Raw genomic sequence first — 16,966 nt, forward strand, 5'->3', positions numbered from 1 at the left:
CACACCGCGGTCTCTCGACGGGACGGAATGCGTGGTCACTGCTTGCCGAGCGACCGCCGAATCTCGTCGAGCTTGGCCTTTCCCGCCTTCTCCCGCTTCTCCCACGCCTCGTCCAACGACTGCCCCGACGGGCTGTCGTGCGCGAGTTCGGAGGAGCCCATCGCCGTCCCGAACCGTCCCTCGATCCGCTCACGCACGCGGTCGAACGTCGGGACCCCGCCCGGCGTGTAGTCCGGCTCGGGCACAGCGGGCGCGATGTGGGGCACGATCTCCGCGGTCACCGGATCCTCCGCCGGAATCGTCGCGCCCACGTCCACCGCCGCGAGGAGCGCCCCGAGGCCCGGACGACCCGCGGCCACCGCGCGCACCACCTCGAGGAACTCGGCGTCGGTCAACTGACTCGCCGCCGCCACGACGTCGCGCACTTCGGTCATCGCACTGCTCCTCACCGCCTCGGGCCCCTCAACCCAGGCTACGGGTCAGCTGCGTAGTTCGGCACCCACGGCAGCGGACGCCGCAGCCACCGCGGCGTCGCGGGCGGCGCTCGCCTCGTCCTCGGTCAGGGTGCGGTCGACGCCGCGGAATCGCAGCGCGAACGCCAGCGACTTTCGGCCCTCCCCGACCTGCTCACCTTCGAATACGTCGAACAGCCGGATGTCCTCGAGGAGCTCTCCTCCACCCGACCGCAGGGCCGCCTGGACCTCGGCGGCGGGTACCGCCGTGTCGACCACGACCGCCACGTCCTGAAGGACCGCCGGGAAGGGCGAGACCTTCGGCGCGGGCAGATTCTCGACCAGGGGCAGGGCGTCCAGATCGATCTCCACGGCACTCGTCCGCGGGGGCAGCCCGGCGCGCTCGAGCACGGCGGGATGCAACTCGCCCGCGTGGCCGACGACGACACCGTTCACGAGCAGCTCCGCGCCGCGGCCCGGGTGCCACGGCAGGTACTGCGTCGAGCGGAACTCCATCTCGACACCGACCGCGGCAGCGACCGTCCGGGCCGCCGCGAACGCGTCGGTGGCATCGGCTGCGCGTCCCGCGCCCCACGGGCCGCTCGGCTCACGCTGCCCCGTGAGCACCGCCGCCACGTGCACCGGCTGGTCCGGCAACGACTGCAGCAGTGCCGTGATCTGTTCGTCGGTCGGGCGACGATCCACCGGCAGCGCCTCGACCGGCTTGGTGTCGGCGCCGGGCAGCACGACCTGCGCGATGCCGAACAGCGACAGGTCGCGCTGACCGCGGGAGACGTTGCGGGCGAGAACCTCGAGAAGTCCGGGCAGCAGCGTGGTGGCCAGTTCCGGCCGATCCGATTCGAGCGGGTTCAGCACGGTACTGGTGTTCCTGCGCGGATCCTCGGGGTCCAGGCCCCACGTGTCGAAGATCCCGGGGGGCAGGAAGACGGGGGGAAGGATCTCGACGTATCCCGCGAACGCCAGGGCACGGCCGACGGCGCGCTTGCGGCGCTGCGCAGGAGTCAACCCACGGCCCGCGGGGGCTGCGGGCAGCACCGACGGAATCTTCTCGAGCCCCTCGAGGCGCAGAACTTCCTCCACCAGGTCGGCGGGCTGCACCAGGTCGGGCCGCCACGACGGCGGGCCGGCGACGAGCTGACCGTGTCCGCTGTCGCTGACCCCGACCTCGACGTTGCAGCCGATCTGCGTCAGCCGGCGCGCAGCGGTGCCGTTGGGGTAGTCGACGCCCGCCACGCGGTCGGGGAGGTCGATGTCCATGTGGATGGGCTCGTGCGGGGTGACCTCACCGATGTCGGTGAGCGCCGGCTCTACCCGCCCGCCGGCGATGTCGACGAGCAGCGCCGCCGCCCGGTCCAGTGCCGCGACGGGGATCTCGGGGTCGACCACCCGCTCGAAACGCTTACTGGCCTCGCTGGTCAGCTTGTGCCTGCGCGCGGTCTTGAACACCGCGAGCGCATCCCACGTCGCCGCCTCGAGCAGGATGTCGGTGGTTTCCGACCCGACCTCGGTGGACGCGCCACCCATGATCCCGGCCAGCGACACGACGCCCGAATCGTCGGCGATCACGACGTCCTCGGGGTCGAGGACGCGCTCGATCTCATCGAGAGTGGTCACCTTCTCCCCCGCCACCGCGCGGCGCACGACGAGTTCACCGCTGATCTTCGCGGCATCGAACGCGTGCAACGGCTGGCCCAGTTCGAGCAGAACGTAATTGGTGACGTCGACGGCAGGCGAGATCGGGCGGACCCCCGACAGCAGCAGGCGGCGCTGCAGCCACCACGGGCTGACCGCCTTCGGATCGATACCCGTCACGCGGCGGGCTGCGAAACGCGTCGCCTTCGACTCCGGCTCGACGCGGATCGGCCAGGCCTCCCCCTCCGCCGGGTACGGCGCCACCGACGCCGGGTCGGCGAAGTCCAGGTCGAACCCGCACGCCAGTTCACGGGTGAGCCCGCGGACGGAGAAGCAGTAGCCGCGGTCCGGGGTGATGTTGAGTTCGATGACCGTGTCGTTCAGGCCCATCAACTCGTTGGCGTCCGCGCCGGGGAGCGCGGTGCCCGGCTCGAGGACGAGGATGCCCGAATGGTCCTTGCCGATGCCGAGTTCGGCCACCGAACAGATCATCCCGTCGGAGACCTGCCCGTACGTCTTGCGGGACGCGATGGCGAAACCACCGGGAAGCACTGCGCCGGGGAGTGCGACCACCACGAGGTCGCCCTCGGCGAAGTTCCGGGCGCCGCACACGATGCCCTGCGGCTCGGCCGCCCCCACATCCACCTTGCAGAAGCGGATCGGCTTCTTGAACTCGGTGAGCTCGGTGATCTCGAGAACCTTGCCGACCACGAGGGGGCCGTCGACGGGTTCGAGCCGGTCGACTTCCTCGACCTCGAGCCCGACCCGGACGAAACCTGCGTCGAGTTCCTCGGCGGTGACGTCCCAGTCCGGGGTGGCACGCTGCAGGATCTCGGTCAGCCAGGATTGCGCTACTCGCACGTCTGCTCAGCTCTCTCGTTCGTGAAGATGTCGTGACTGTGGTGGGCGGGATTCGGGTGACGCGGGGTCAGCCCTGGACACCGAAGGGCAGCGTGAACCGCACGTCGCCCTCGACGATGTCGCGCATGTCCGGGATCCCGTTCCGGAACTGCAGTGTGCGCTCGAGCCCCATACCGAACGCGAACCCGGTGTATACGTCGGGGTCGATTCCGGAGGCGCGCAGCACATTCGGGTTGACCATTCCGCAGCCGCCCCACTCGACCCAGCCCGCGCCGCCCTTCTTGTTCGGGAACCAGACGTCCACCTCGGCGGACGGTTCCGTGAACGGAAAGTAGTTCGGGCGCATCCGGGTACGGGTCTCGGGACCGAACAGTGCGCGGGCGAACGCGTCGAGCGTGCCGCGCAGGTGGGCCATGGTGAGGCCCTTGTCGACGGCGAGACCCTCCACCTGGGAGAAGACCGGGGTGTGGGTGGCGTCGAGTTCGTCGGTGCGGAACGTCCGCCCGGGGCACACCACGTAGATCGGCACCTCGCGCGAGAGCATGGTGCGCACCTGTACCGGCGACGTGTGCGTGCGAAGTACCTGGCGCGAGCCCTCCGGTGCGATGTGGAACGTGTCCTGCATCGTCCGCGCGGGGTGATCAGGCAGGAAGTTGAGGGCATCGAAGTTGAAGTGCTCGGTCTCCACCTCCGGGCCCTCGGCGACCTCCCAGCCCATCGCGACGAACACGTCCTCGACCTGCTCGGAGATGATGCTGATCGGGTGGCGGGCGCCCACCGGCTGACGCTGCGACGGCAGGGTCACGTCGATGGACTCGGCCACGAGGACGGCCGCGTCGCGCTCGGCGAGCAGGACGGCGCGGCGTTCGTCGAACGCCGCACTGATCCGGGTGCGGGCGACGTTCACGCGCTTGCCTGCGTCGGCCTTCTCCTTGCCCGGGAGGGCTCCGAGTCCGCGGCGGGCGAGGGCGATCGGCGACTTGTCGCCCATGTGCTCGATCTTGGCCTTCGCCAGGTCGTCGAGATCCGCCACCGACGCGAACGCCTTTTCTGCGCTCTCCGCTGCCGCAGTCAGAGCGTCTTCGGTGAGCGCACTCGCATCGACCGCGCCGCCTTCGACGCCCGTGGAGGCAGCGCCCTCTTTTTTAGCCACGACCGGTGCCACTCCTTAAGTTCTTTCAGTCAACACTCTCGACGAAACCGAAACAGCTCGCCGTCAAATCCTATGCGATCCCATTTTCGCCGGTTCAGCTGTCGGTTCGCTTGCGGTTCTGGACCCGCGCGCTCGAATACAGGCAGATCGACGCCGCGGTCGCCAGGTTGAGGCTCTCGGCTCGACCGTGGATCGGAATCCGCACCCGGTGATCGGCTCGCGCCGAGGTGGCCGCGTCGAGGCCGTGGGCCTCGTTGCCGAACAACCACGCCGTGGGGCGGGCCAGCAGTTCGTCGGCGTCGTCCAGATCGACCTCGCCGTCGACCGCCGTGGCGAGCAACTGAATTCCCGCCGCGCTGATGCTGTCGAGTACCGCCGCGGTGTCCCGCTCACGCACCACCGGAAGGTGGAACAGGCTTCCGGCGGACGCCCGGACGCATTTGCCGTTGTGCGGGTCGACGCTGTCGCCCGCGAGAATGGCCGCGTCCGCGCCCACCGCGTCCGCGACCCGGATGACGGTGCCCGCATTACCGGGCTCCGCGACCGCGACCGGAACCGCGAGCAGGCGGGTTCCGGGGCCGATCGCCTCCGTCAGCGGAACGTCGAGGAGATCGCACACCGCGACGAGACCCGGCGGGGTCACCGTGTCGCTGAGCGCTCGGACCGCGCGGTCCGTCACCAGCGACGTCCGCACACCCGCGGTGTGTGCCCGGTCGATCAGCCTCGCGTACCGCTGCTCGGCGTCCTCGGTGTAGAAGAGATCGTGCACGGGACGGGTGTCGAGTGCCTCGCCGACGGAGTTCTCGCCCTCCACCAGGAAGCGCCCGACCTTGCGGCGTTCCGCGGTGCGCAGCAGCTTGACAGCAGAAACGACCCGTGGGGTGCGCTCGGTGAGCGGGTCCACGGGTCGTTTCCGAGGCTCTGAAGGCCGGGGCTCTGAAGGCCGGGGTGCTGCGAGACTCAGGCCGCTTCTCCGGCCGGAGCGTTCACGTCTGCCGGGAGCGCCGCCTTGGCGAGGGCCACGAGGCCGGCGAATGCCGCCGCGTCGGACACGGCCAGCTCGGCGAGGTTCTTGCGGTCGACCTCGATCTCGGCCAGACGCAGACCCTGGATCAGGCGGTTGTACGTGATGTCGTTCGCCCGTGCAGCAGCGTTGATACGCGTGATCCACAGCTTGCGGAAGTCGCCCTTGCGCGCGCGGCGGTCACGGTAGGCGTAGGTCAGCGAGTGGAGCTGCTGTTCCTTCGCCTTGCGGTACAGGCGCGAGCGCTGTCCGCGGTAGCCGCTGGAGGCTTCGAGAATCGAACGACGCTTCTTCTGGGCGTTTACCGCCCTCTTTACGCGTGCCACTGAAAAATCCTGTCAATCTTGGGGCGGTGAGCTGCCCCGGGTGGTCAGTAAAAGGGTGTCGACTCAGATGTCGAGCAGGCGCTTGATGCGAGGAGTGTCAGCCTTGCTGACGACAGCCACGCCATCGAGGCGACGGGTCACCTTCGTGGCCTTGTGCTCGAGCAGGTGGCGGCGACCGGCCTTCTGGCGCAGGATCTTTCCGCTGCCGGACACCTTGAATCGCTTCGCGGTGCCGCTGTGGGTCTTCGACTTGGGCATGGAGTCCTCAGTTCTCTGTATCCGGACCGTGATCCGGGTCGTGCTGGTGGAGTCGGACTAGCTGGTCGGCGCTTCGCCGGGCGCACTGTCGCCCGCCTGCTCCGCAGGTGCCGCCGGAGCCTGTGCCGGTGCGGCCGGCGCGGGAGTTGCCCGCTGCGCCGGCGGCGCAGCGGCGCTTTCCTGCGCTTTCACCCGGGTCTTCGCGCCCTTGTGCGGAGCGAGCACCATCGTCATGTTTCGACCGTCCTGCTTGGCGGACGTCTCCACGAACCCGAGATCCGCGACGTCTGCACCGAGACGCTGCAGCAGCCGGAATCCGAGCTCCGGACGCGACTGCTCACGTCCGCGGAACATGATCGTGACCTTGACCTTGGATCCGGCTTCGAGGAAGCGCACGACGTTCCGCTTCTTCGTCTCGTAGTCGTGATCGTCGATCTTGGGGCGGAGCTTCTGCTCCTTGATGACCGTGAGCTGCTGGTTCTTGCGCGACTCACGCGCCTTCTGCGCGGCCTCGTACTTGAACTTGCCGTAGTCCATGATCTTGCAGACCGGCGGGCGAGCGTCGGGGGCCACCTCGACCAGGTCGAGATCGGCCTCGAGGGCCAAGCGGAGTGCATCTTCAACACGCACGATGCCAACCTGTTCACCTCCGGGTCCGACGAGGCGGACCTCGGGAACTCGGATGCGATCGTTGATGCGGGTCTCAGTGCTGATGGGGCCTCCTAGGTTGAACGGTCTTGTCTCGAGACCGCCAGCAGCCCGTACGCCCGGATTCCCAACAAAAAAGCCCCGCGGCGGTGAATGACTCTCACCATGCGGGGCCCGATGTCGACCGATCAGACGAACTCACGGCTCACGCCGATCCCTCATCTCCTCACATTCGAGGAACTCGAACCCGAGTAACCTCGGACCGAGCGACCGGACCACTGAACTGCAGTTTTACCTGCCGCGCAGAGGTGGGAGTCGGACTCCACTTGCTGCCCCCGACAAATCCGAAGGCGGTCGTTGCGTCAAGAGTAACATTTGCGCACGTCGTGAGCTAATCGATACCGGGACGTTGCGCCACAGGGCCCTGGTGGAATCCTCTAAGGCATGACGGACAACATCGATGACACCCCGAACGACGGCACCCCGACCGGCGGTGACCAGAATACCGACGTCCGGGAACTGGCCGACGTCCCCTCGGTCGAGGTCATCAGCCGCGCCGCGGTCATGCTCATGAGTTCGGCAGCCGAGAAACTCGGCCTGTCCGACGCCGACCCCGACGCCAGCCCCCACCGCGACCTCGACGAGGCCCGCCGGGTCATCACCGCCCTCGCCGGCCTGGTGACCGCGTCCATCGAGTACCTCGGACCGCACGCGGGACCGATCCGCGAAGGCCTCCAGGCGCTGCAGCGCGCGTTCCGTGAAGCGTCCTCGCACCCGGACGAGCCGGGCAAGGGTCCGGGCGAGAAGTACACCGGCCCCGTGTACTGACATGGCGAGCCGCAACAAGACCGCGCGGACGCCTGCCGGCGTCGACGAGTTCCTCGGCACGATCGCCGACCCGGTCAAGCGCGCCGACAGCGCACGACTGGTGGAGTTGCTCACCGCCGCGAGCGGAGAGCCCGCCGCGATGTGGGGCACGAGCATCGTCGGGTTCGGCTCCCGCCACTACAGGTATGCCAGCGGACACGAGGGCGATACTGCACTGATCGGCTTCTCGCCCCGGGCCGCGGCGCTCACCCTGTACCTCTCGCTCGACTTCGCCGAGCACGAGGCCGAACTCGCCGCACTCGGTAAGCACACACTCGGCAAGGGCTGCCTCTACGTCAAGAGGCTCGCCGATGTCGACGAGTCGGTTCTCGTCTCGTTGCTGAACCGGTCCGTGGCAGCCGCCCGCGCGCTCTGATCGAATCTCACTGTTCGAACACGCTGCGCGCATCGGCGGGCGGTTCGCCGAAGAGGCTCGGATCGCGTGGGACGAACGACCGGCCGGTGAGGGTGGCGTCGGACACCCGGTCCAGCCGGAACCACCGCACACCCGCCCGGCTCAGGCACCACGCGACGAGGAACCACGATCCCCTGGTGTGAGCGAGGAGGTGCGGTTCGACGACGCGTTCGGTGCGCTCGCCGTCCCGGTCCACATATCGGAGCGACACCATCAGTTCGCGCTGCAATCCGTCTTCGACGACGCGGCGGATGCGTGGTTCCGCGCCCGCCGTGTCGGCATCGCGGCGGATCCACACCTTCACACCGAGTCGCTCCACCCGCTCCCGCGACTCGGCATCCATCACGTCGAGCAGCTTGGCCAGCGCGGCGCGGCCGTCGGTCGCGAACGGAGCATCGCGAAACGCCGTCAGGGCCAGTGCCACCGAAACCGCTTGAGCGGGAGTGAAATTCACAGGCGGCAACGTGCCGCTCCCGATGATCCCGTATCCCCCACCCGGCCCGGCAGTGGCCCGGATCGGGGCGCCCGAGGACTGCAGCACGGCGACGTCCCGCTTGATCGTCCGGGCGGTCACCTCGAACTGCGCCGCCAACTGCTCCGCGGTCCGGCCCCGGTCCCCCGCGCGGCGTAGTTCTTCCGTCAGGGCGTGGAGGCGGGCTGGACGGTCCATGAGGGCAGTCTGCCGAACGACCGCGGCAAAGTCCCGATTCTCGCCGACCGATTCCGTTATACGACTGTGACACATACGGTGACACGCAGATGTCACCGTTACGGGTTCACTCTTGTCCCATGACCCAGACAAGCGAATCACACGACAGCACAGGCACTCACATCATCCTGGCTCCCGGATTCTGGCTCGGCGCATGGGCCTGGGAGGCAGTGGCTTCCGACCTGGTCCGGCGAGGACATCACGTCACCGCGGTGACCTTGCCCGGACTTCACTCCGCGGACAGCGATCGCGCCGGCATCCGACTGGACGATCACATCTCCGCCATCGCGGACGTCGTCGCGAACACACCGTCGTCGGAGCGGGTTGTGCTCGTCGCGCACAGCGGTGCGGGACCGGTGGCCTACGCTGCGAGCGATCGGGTGCCCGACCGACTGGCCCACATCGTCTACGTCGACTCGGGACCATTGCAGAACGGCACCGCACTTCGTGACGATCTCGATGCTTCGGTCACCGAGATCCCGCTCCCGTCGTGGTCCGAACTCGAGGCCGAGGGCAGCAGTCTCGACGGACTCGACGACGTCGCGCTCGAGACGTTCCGCAGCCGCGCGGTGCCGGAACCGGCCGGTCCCGCGAGGGACAGGCTCGAACTCCGCGACAGCGGCCGTCTGGACGTGCCGACCACGGTGATCTGCACCAGTTTCCCGTCGGAGGTCATCCAGCAGATGGCCGGCGCGGGCCATCCGATGGCCGCCGAACTCGCGCAGATCGCGAAGGTCGACTACGTCGATCTGCCGACCGGCCACTGGCCGATGTGGTCGCGGCCCGCAGACCTCGCGACCGCGATCGACACGGCCGCGAGGGACTGACCGAACTCAGCCGACTGCTGCGGCCTTCTTCGGCGCGCGCTTGCGCGGCGTCGCCGTGGCGGCCGCGGCAGTCTTCTTCGCCGACGCAGACTTCCGCGTCGACGACGACTTGGCCGCCTTCGACTTCGCCGCGGCGGGCGGCGCCGGCGCTTCGAGGACGTTTTCGAGGAACCGACCCGTGTAACTCTCCGGAACCTGCGCCACCTCCTCCGGGGTGCCCTGCGCGACGACGGTGCCGCCGCCGGACCCGCCCTCGGGCCCCATGTCGATCACCCAGTCGGACGTCTTGATCACGTCGAGGTTGTGCTCGATCACGATCACCGTGTTGCCCTTGTCGACCAACCCGTTGACGACCCCCAACAGCTTGCGGATGTCCTCGAAGTGCAGACCCGTGGTGGGCTCGTCGAGGATGTACACCGTTCGGCCCGTCGAACGTTTCTGCAGTTCGGCGGCGAGTTTCACGCGCTGCGCCTCACCACCGGACAGCGTGGGCGCGGGCTGACCGAGCCGCACGTACCCGAGACCGACCTCGACCAGGGTCTTGAGGTAGCGGTGGATCGAGGTGATGGGCTCGAAGAACTCCGCGGCCTCCTCGATCGGCATGTCCAGGACCTCGGCGATGGTCTTGCCCTTGTAGTGGACCTCGAGCGTCTCGCGGTTGTACCGGGCGCCGTGGCAGACCTCGCACGGCACGTACACGTCGGGCAGGAAGTTCATCTCGATCTTCAACGTGCCGTCTCCGGAGCAGGCCTCGCAGCGGCCGCCCTTGACGTTGAACGAGAACCGGCCCGGCTGGTAGCCGCGCACCTTCGACTCGGTGGTGGCGGCGAACAGGGTCCGGATCTTGTCGAACACCCCGGTGTAGGTGGCCGCGTTGGACCGCGGGGTGCGGCCGATCGGCGACTGGTCGACCTGGACGAGCTTGTCCAGCTGGTCGAGCCCGTTGATGCGGGTGTGCCTGCCCGGCACCTGGCGGGCGCCGTTGAGCTTGTTCGCCATCACGGTCGCGAGGATGTCGTTTACGAGCGTCGACTTACCGGACCCGGACACACCGGTGACCGAGGTGAGCACGCCCAGCGGGAAGCTGACGTCGATGCCTCCGAGGTTGTGTTCGCGCGCACCGATGACCGTGACCTGCCGTTTGCGGTCGACCGGCCGGCGGATGGCCGGAATCTCGATGTGACTGCGGCCCGACAGGTACGCGCCGGTGAGGGATTCCTCGCAGTCGAGCAGTTCCTCGTACGGCCCGCTGTGGACGACCTTGCCTCCGTGCTCGCCTGCGAGCGGTCCGATGTCGACCACCCAGTCGGACGTGCGGATGGTGTCTTCGTCGTGTTCGACCACGATGAGCGTGTTCCCGAGGTCGCGCAGGCGCGTCAGGGTCTCGATGAGACGCCGGTTGTCGCGCTGATGCAGACCGATCGAGGGCTCGTCGAGCACGTACAGGACGCCCACCAGGCCCGAGCCGATCTGGGTGGCGAGGCGGATACGCTGCGCCTCACCACCGGACAAGGTGCCGGCGGCGCGGGCGAGCGACAGGTATTCGAGGCCGACGTCGAGCAGGAAGCCGAGACGTGCCTGGACCTCCTTGAGCACCTGGCCGGCGATGGCCTCCTCGCGGCTGCCCAGCGTGAGGCTGTTCAGGAAGTCGGCGCAATCGGAGATCGAGAGTTCGCAGACCTCGGCGATCGACTTCATGCCGAACTTTTCGCTCGCGATCGTGACCGACAGGATCTCGGGGCGCAGCCGCGCACCACCACACGCGGGACAGGGGGTGTCACGCATGTAGCCGTCGTAGCGTTCCTTCATCTGGTCCGACTCGGTCTGCTCGAGGCGGCGGTGCAGGAACGGCATGACGCCCTCGAACTCGGCGTAGTAGGAACGAGTACGCCCGTACCGATTCTTGTACCGGACGTGGACCTGTTCCTCACTGCCCTCGAGGATCGCGCGGCGTGCCTTCGCGGGCAGCTTGTTCCACGGCGTCTTCATGTCGAAGCCGAGAATGTCGCCGAGACCGGACAGCAGGCGGCCGAAGTATTCGGAACTCTGCCCCATCGACCACGGCGCGATGGCTCCGTCCTCGAGGGACAGCTCGGGGTCGGGGACAACGAGGTCGGGGTCGACCTCCTTACGGATTCCGAGACCGGTGCACTCGGGGCAGGCACCGTACGGGGAGTTGAACGAGAACGACCGCGGTTCGAGGTCGTCGATGGAGAGCGCGTGGCCGTTCGGACACGCCAGCTTCTCCGAGAATCGGCGTTCCCGGTCTGCGGCGTTCTCTTCGCGGTCGACGAAGTCGAGGACGACGATGCCCTCCGCCAACCGCAGCGCGGTCTCGACGGAATCGGTGAGTCGCTGCTTGGAGCTGGCCTTGACGGTGAGGCGGTCGACGACGACCTCGATGTCGTGCTTCTCCTGCTTCTTGAGCTTGGGCGGATCGGAGAGCGGATGCACCACGCCGTCGACTCGCACACGCGAATAGCCCTGCATGTTGAGCTGGTCGAACAGGTCGACGAATTCACCCTTGCGGGTCCGCACGACGGGAGCGAGCACCTGGAAGCGGGTGCCTTCCTCCATGTCGAGGACCTGGTCGACGATCTGCTGCGGCGTCTGCCGCGCGATCTGCTCGCCACACACCGGGCAGTGGGCGGTGCCCGCCCGGGCGTACAGCAGACGGAGGTAGTCGTATACCTCCGTGATGGTGCCGACCGTCGACCGCGGGTTGCGGTTGGTCGACTTCTGGTCGATGGACACCGCCGGCGACAGACCTTCGATGAAGTCGACGTCGGGCTTGTCCATCTGGCCGAGGAATTGGCGCGCGTACGCCGACAGCGACTCGACGTAACGTCGCTGGCCCTCGGCGAAGATCGTGTCGAATGCCAGACTCGACTTGCCCGAGCCCGACAGCCCGGTGAACACGATCAGGCTGTCGCGGGGCAGATCGAGATCGACCCCTCGCAGATTGTGCTCACGGGCACCCCGCACGATAAGGCGATCCGCCACTCCAAGTCCCTTCATTGTTCGACAGCCGAGGGCGCGCATGAACGCTGAGCCCTCTGGCCGTGCCATGGTAAGCCGGGGCACCGACAGGTTCTGTGGGACGGATGGCCGCCCTGCCACTCACCTGCCTGTATTCGACGGTAGCCTCCCCATCATGACCGAGCAGCCCATGGTGATAGAAGACTCGTACACCGGCCACGTCTCCCCCGGTTCGGCGCCGCAGCGCCGGACGGTTCCGGGAGCCACGATCACGAAGATGTCCGTCGGCCCCATGGACAACAACGTGTACCTGGTCGTCTGTTCCGCAACCGGAAAATCCGTCCTCATCGACGCCGCCAACGAGGCGGACCGCGTCAACCAACTGATCACCGAACACGCTCCGTCCCTCGAGCTGATCGTCACCACCCACCAGCACGGCGACCACTGGCTGGCACTCGAGGACGTCGCGGCCGCTACCCGCGTGGAGACCGCCGCGCATCCACTCGACGCCGACGCTCTGCCCGTCCGGCCCGACCGTCTCCTCGAAGACGGTGACACGGTCACCGTCGGCGACGTCACCCTCGACGTGATCCATCTCGCAGGCCACACCCCCGGCTCCGTCGCCCTCGCGCTCACCGAGGCCGGCGGCACACGCGTCCACCTCTTCACCGGCGACTCCCTCTTCCCCGGCGGGGTGGGCAAGACCGCCGACGAAGGCAAGTTCGCATCACTGCTCACCGACGTCGAAACCAAGGTCTTCGACCGCTACGGCGACGACACGGTCGTCTATCCCGGCCACGGTGACGACACCACCCTCGGCGCCGAGCGCCCCCACCTCGGGAAGTGGCGCGAGCGCGGCTGGTGAACCGCACCCGATCGCCGATTGCGCGCCGAACGGTCCGCGATTGGCGATCGGCCTCCCTGGGTACTGGTGAATGGGCAGCCCGTCGGTGCGGCAACAGTCGTACGCCGACGACTGCCCAGAACTCTCGTTAGTGTGAGACGGGAGAACTAGAGATTGGGAGGCCAGGAATGCTTGTCCGTCGTATCGCTCGCCCACTGCTGTCCGCAGTCTTCATCAGCGGAGGGATCGATGCACTTCGAAATCCGGCGCAGAGAGCACAGGCCGCCGCACCACTGATCGACAAGTCCACCGAGGCGCTTCCCGGGTCCGTCACGCAGAAGATTCCGTCCGACCCGGAGACGTTGATCAAGATCAATGCCGCCGTGCAGATCGGCGGCGGAGTGCTCCTCGCCACCGGGAAGGCGCCGCGACTCGCATCGCTCGCGCTCGCCGGCAGCCTCGTGCCCACTACCCTTGCGGGGCACGACTTCTGGAACGAGACCGACCCGGCGAAGAAGGCAGCTCAGCGCACTCAGTTCCTCAAGAACGTCAGCCTGCTCGGCGGGCTGCTGATCGCCGCCGTCGACACCGAGGGCAAGCCGTCCCTCGGCTGGCGTGGACGCCGCGCCGCCCGGCACGCCCAGGAGGCCGTGGCCGCAGCTCTGCCGATCGGGTCAGGTCACGACCACCACGGCCCCGAGCTCGGGGAGGCATTGGCCGCGGCGTCGGAGCGTGCACGCATCCTCTCCGGTGAGGCCGCCGAGCGCGGATCCGGTCTCCTCGAGATCGCGAAAGATCGTGGCGCCGAATTCGCGAAGGTCGCGGCGGATCGCGGCCCCGAGTGGGCGGACGTCGCGAAGGAACACGGCACCGAGTGGGCCGAGGTCGCCAAGGAGCGCGGCGCGGAACTCGTCGAACTGGCGAAGGAGCGCGGCGCGGAACTCGTCGACGTCGCGAAGGAACGCGGCCCGGAGTTGGCCGAGGTCGCCCGTGAGAAGGGCGAGGAATGGGCCGGCACCGCCGCGGAACGCGGCGAGGTGCTGAGCAAGCGGGCCCGCAAGCAGGCGGAAGCCGCGCTCGAGAAGGCCCGAGCGAAGCGGGACGAACTGTCCCACTGACCCGAGGCGCGGCGCAGGCAGGCGCCGGATAATCGATCTGATCGGCCCCGGAGATCGCCCCTGACCTGCAATGTCAGCGGGCCGTCTCCGGGGCCGACTAGACTGTCCAGGCACTTTTGCAGCCGATCCGGTTGCAGCCGAACCAGTCAAGGAGACCTCTTGCCCGACGAGGACACGTCACGCGACGAGCGCGAGCTCGAGCAGCAGTACGTGACGATGCTCTACACCCGACTGGACGGCCTTCGCCAGTACGCGGCGAACCGGCTGAGCCGTGTACTGCTCGAAACCGGCGGGACCCCGCAGGCCCGCAGCGAGCGGGAGTCGTTCAACCAGCTCTACACCGAAGACCTCGCCAAGTACGACGCCGCCGAGAACGGACTGTGCTTCGGGCGCATCGATCTCGACGGCGAGCACCGCTACATCGGCCGACTCGGCATCCTCGACGAGGAGAACGACTACGAGACGATGCTCCTCGATTGGCGTGCACCCCTTGCCCGCCCGTTCTACCTTGCCACCCCCGCCGCCCCCGACGGCGTCTCCCGTCGGCGGCACATCCGGACGCGGAGCCGCCGCGTGACGGCCGTCAACGACGAGTATCTGGATCTGGCGGCGGCGGAGGCCGCGGGCACGATCACCGGTTCGGACGGCGTCGCGGGTGAGAGTGCGTTGCTCGCGGCGCTCAACGCGGCCCGCACGGGTCAGATGAACGACATCGTCGAGACGATCCAAGGCGAGCAGGACGCCATCATCCGGTCGGAGCACAAGAGTGTGCTGGTGGTCCAGGGAGGACCGGGAACCGGCAAGACCGCGGTCGCTCTGCACCGCGCCGCCTACCTGCTCTACACCTACCGGCAGCAGCTCGCGAAGGCCGGCGTCCTGATCATCGGCCCCAACGCCACGTTCCTCGACTACATCGGCCAGGTGCTGCCGTCGCTCGGCGAGACCGGTGTGCTGCTCTCGACCATCGGCGACCTCTACCCCGGCGTCCGCGCCACCGTCGAGGACACTCTCGACGCCGGCGAGATCAAGGGCTCGCTCGACATGCTGGACGTCCTCAAGAAGGCGGTCCGGGATCGGCAGGAAGTGCCGTCGCGTCCCGTCGAGCTGACGTTCGACACCTATCGGATCACCCTCGACCGCAAGGTCGTCACCCGCGCACGTGGCCGGGCGAGGTCGTCACGGCGCCCGCACAACCTGGCGCGGCCCATCTTCGTCTCGTCGGTGATCGAGGCACTCGCCCAGCAACTCGCGGACACACTGGGCGCCAACGTCGTCGACGGCGGAAACCTGCTGAGCCGGGACGACATCGCCGACATGCGGGACGAGATGCGTGAAGACCCGGAGATCATGACGGCGATCAGCGCGCTGTGGCCCGAACTGTCGCCGCAGCAGGTCCTCGCCGAGCTGTACGCCTCGCCGAAGCGTCTGACCGATGCCGCGCCGAATCTGACCGAAACGCAACGTGAGTCGCTGCGACGCCCCGTCATGCGCGGCTTCAGTGCCGCCGACGCGCCACTCCTCGACGAGTTGGCGGAACTGCTCGGCGTCGACGACGCCGCCGAACGGGAGCGCGCCCGCCGCCAGTGGCGAGCGCAGATCGCGGATGCCCAGGGCGCTCTGGACATCCTGACCGGTTCGGCGCCACAGGATCTCGAGGACGAGCTGGACCCGGAAATTCTGATGGCCTACGACCTGATCGACGCCAGCCAGCTCGCCGAACGCCACGACGTCGGACAGCACCAGACCACCGCGGAGCGCGCAGCGGGCGACCGAACCTGGACCTACGGCCACGTGATCGTCGACGAGGCGCAGGAGCTCTCCGAGATGGCCTGGCGAATGCTGATGCGGCGCATACCGAATCGCTGGATGACACTCGTCGGCGACACGGCGCAGACCGGCGACCCGGCGGGAACATCGTCGTGGCAGCGGATCCTCGAGCCATACGTGGCCACCCGGTGGAAGCTCACGGAACTGACCGTCAACTACCGCACTCCGGCGGAGATCATGACGTCGGCACGGCGGGTTCTCGCCGAGATCGACGCCGAACAGACCGTGCCGCGGTCGGTGCGCGAATCCGGTTTCGCGCCGTGGGCACTGCAGGTATCCGAACCTGAGCTGGCGGAGACCGTGCGCACGTGTGTGTCCCGGGAAACCGGACCGGGCACGACTGTGGTGATCGGGGGCCACGACCTCGTCGCCGCACTGGCCGATTTGAATTCGGACACCGTCAGCGTCCTGACGGTGCGGGACGTCAAGGGGCTGGAGTTCGACTCGGTGCTCATCGCCGAGCCACAGGACATTCTCGACGAGTCGCCGCGGGGGATGAACGACCTCTACGTCGCCCTGACCCGCGCGACACAACGACTGGGTGTGGTGCACACGAAAACGTTGCCCGCAGTGCTGTCCGAACTCGGTCCGGCTGAGGTCGGGATCCTGTCGTGACACCGGGCGGACGCGGTCGCCTGATCGGGTGTGGGCTCGTCCTCACCACGATCGTGCTGACCGCGTGCTCGGAGGCCACCGTCTCCGACCCGCCGTCGACGGCCTCTGTCGCCTCCACCACTGCCGCATCACACCTCGACGCCCGTGGCCTGCGCTACAAGGAGTCGCTGACCGGGGCCGGCATACCGGCGTTGCCCGACGACACGGTCATGGCTCTCGCCAACGGGATCTGTGGTCAGCTGTCCGAGGGGACGGACGAGGTCACGATCCTCGCGCATCTGACCCCGATGGCGCAGTTCGCCTCGGCGACGTCGGATATCGGCCTCACCACCGAACAGGTGGCGCAGGTCTATCTCGATGCCGCCGAGGCGAATTACTGCTGATCCGACT

Annotated in this window: 16 protein-coding genes; 7 read left to right on the plus strand and 9 right to left on the minus strand. The window is 68.1% G+C overall.

The window, feature by feature from the left end; genetic code table 11:
• Window positions 1–35: 35 nt before the first annotated feature.
• The 7 genes from PSR88_RS04860 to infC form a co-directional block, all read right to left on the minus strand.
• A complete protein-coding gene (locus PSR88_RS04860; protein ID WP_016880099.1) occupies window positions 36–434 on the minus strand; it encodes a hypothetical protein in 399 nt (132 codons plus the stop codon).
• Between the two features lie 45 nt (window positions 435–479).
• Window positions 480–2,966 carry a phenylalanine--tRNA ligase subunit beta gene (gene pheT, locus PSR88_RS04865; protein ID WP_016880098.1) on the minus strand — a complete coding sequence of 829 codons (2,487 nt, stop codon included), beginning with the start codon at window positions 2,964–2,966 and terminating at the stop codon, window positions 480–482.
• Between the two features lie 67 nt (window positions 2,967–3,033).
• Window positions 3,034–4,119 (minus strand): phenylalanine--tRNA ligase subunit alpha, encoded by a 1,086-nt coding sequence (gene pheS / locus PSR88_RS04870; RefSeq protein WP_029537412.1) that lies wholly within the window; start codon window positions 4,117–4,119, stop codon window positions 3,034–3,036.
• A gap of 94 nt (window positions 4,120–4,213) precedes the next feature.
• Window positions 4,214–5,023, minus strand: coding sequence for a TrmH family RNA methyltransferase (locus tag PSR88_RS04875; RefSeq protein ID WP_016880096.1), 810 nt, complete (start codon window positions 5,021–5,023; stop codon window positions 4,214–4,216).
• A gap of 56 nt (window positions 5,024–5,079) precedes the next feature.
• Window positions 5,080–5,469, minus strand: a complete 390-nt coding sequence (rplT, locus tag PSR88_RS04880; protein WP_005247385.1) for a 50S ribosomal protein L20 — start codon at window positions 5,467–5,469, stop codon at window positions 5,080–5,082.
• Window positions 5,470–5,532: 63 nt separating this feature from the next.
• The gene (gene rpmI, locus PSR88_RS04885; RefSeq protein WP_005247390.1) at window positions 5,533–5,727 is read right to left on the minus strand and encodes a 50S ribosomal protein L35; all 195 of its coding nucleotides are present in this window, start codon (window positions 5,725–5,727) and stop codon (window positions 5,533–5,535) included.
• Between the two features lie 57 nt (window positions 5,728–5,784).
• The gene (gene infC / locus PSR88_RS04890; protein ID WP_080606194.1) at window positions 5,785–6,441 is read right to left on the minus strand and encodes a translation initiation factor IF-3; all 657 of its coding nucleotides are present in this window, start codon (window positions 6,439–6,441) and stop codon (window positions 5,785–5,787) included.
• A 378-nt stretch (window positions 6,442–6,819) separates the two neighbouring features.
• Between infC and PSR88_RS04895 the strand changes: the two genes are divergently transcribed.
• Entirely contained in the window at window positions 6,820–7,203 is a 384-nt protein-coding gene (locus tag PSR88_RS04895) for a DUF1844 domain-containing protein (protein WP_011594150.1), read from the plus strand.
• A 1-nt stretch (window position 7,204) separates the two neighbouring features.
• Window positions 7,205–7,618, plus strand: a complete 414-nt coding sequence (locus tag PSR88_RS04900; RefSeq protein ID WP_011594151.1) for a DUF1801 domain-containing protein — start codon at window positions 7,205–7,207, stop codon at window positions 7,616–7,618.
• 7 nt (window positions 7,619–7,625) lie between these two features.
• Here PSR88_RS04900 and PSR88_RS04905 read toward each other — a convergent pair whose 3' ends face one another.
• Entirely contained in the window at window positions 7,626–8,327 is a 702-nt protein-coding gene (locus tag PSR88_RS04905; protein ID WP_029537409.1) for a helix-turn-helix transcriptional regulator, read from the minus strand.
• A gap of 119 nt (window positions 8,328–8,446) precedes the next feature.
• Between PSR88_RS04905 and PSR88_RS04910 the strand changes: the two genes are divergently transcribed.
• Entirely contained in the window at window positions 8,447–9,193 is a 747-nt protein-coding gene (locus PSR88_RS04910) for an alpha/beta fold hydrolase (protein ID WP_029537407.1), read from the plus strand.
• A gap of 6 nt (window positions 9,194–9,199) precedes the next feature.
• Here the strand turns inward: PSR88_RS04910 and uvrA are convergent, their stop codons facing one another.
• Window positions 9,200–12,196 carry an excinuclease ABC subunit UvrA gene (gene uvrA, locus PSR88_RS04915; RefSeq protein WP_029537405.1) on the minus strand — a complete coding sequence of 999 codons (2,997 nt, stop codon included), beginning with the start codon at window positions 12,194–12,196 and terminating at the stop codon, window positions 9,200–9,202.
• A gap of 151 nt (window positions 12,197–12,347) precedes the next feature.
• Here uvrA and PSR88_RS04920 point away from each other — a divergent pair, with 151 nt between their 5' ends.
• From PSR88_RS04920 to PSR88_RS04935, 4 genes are all read left to right on the plus strand, one after another.
• The gene (locus PSR88_RS04920) at window positions 12,348–13,037 is read left to right on the plus strand and encodes an MBL fold metallo-hydrolase (protein ID WP_029537401.1); all 690 of its coding nucleotides are present in this window, start codon (window positions 12,348–12,350) and stop codon (window positions 13,035–13,037) included.
• A gap of 167 nt (window positions 13,038–13,204) precedes the next feature.
• Entirely contained in the window at window positions 13,205–14,134 is a 930-nt protein-coding gene (locus PSR88_RS04925; protein WP_016880093.1) for a DoxX family protein, read from the plus strand.
• Window positions 14,135–14,293: 159 nt separating this feature from the next.
• On the plus strand, window positions 14,294–16,576 hold the full coding sequence (locus PSR88_RS04930; protein WP_011594156.1) for a HelD family protein: 2,283 nt from the start codon (window positions 14,294–14,296) through the stop codon (window positions 16,574–16,576).
• Complete coding sequence (locus PSR88_RS04935) at window positions 16,573–16,959, plus strand: DUF732 domain-containing protein (protein ID WP_009473634.1); 387 nt, start codon at window positions 16,573–16,575, stop codon at window positions 16,957–16,959. Before PSR88_RS04930 ends, PSR88_RS04935 begins: the two co-directional genes overlap by 4 nt.
• Window positions 16,960–16,966: the final 7 nt, after the last annotated feature.

This window comes from Rhodococcus sp. DK176 (genome assembly GCF_038447315.2).
In the GTDB taxonomy this organism is placed as follows: Bacteria; Actinomycetota; Actinomycetes; order Mycobacteriales; family Mycobacteriaceae; genus Rhodococcus_F; species Rhodococcus_F jostii_A.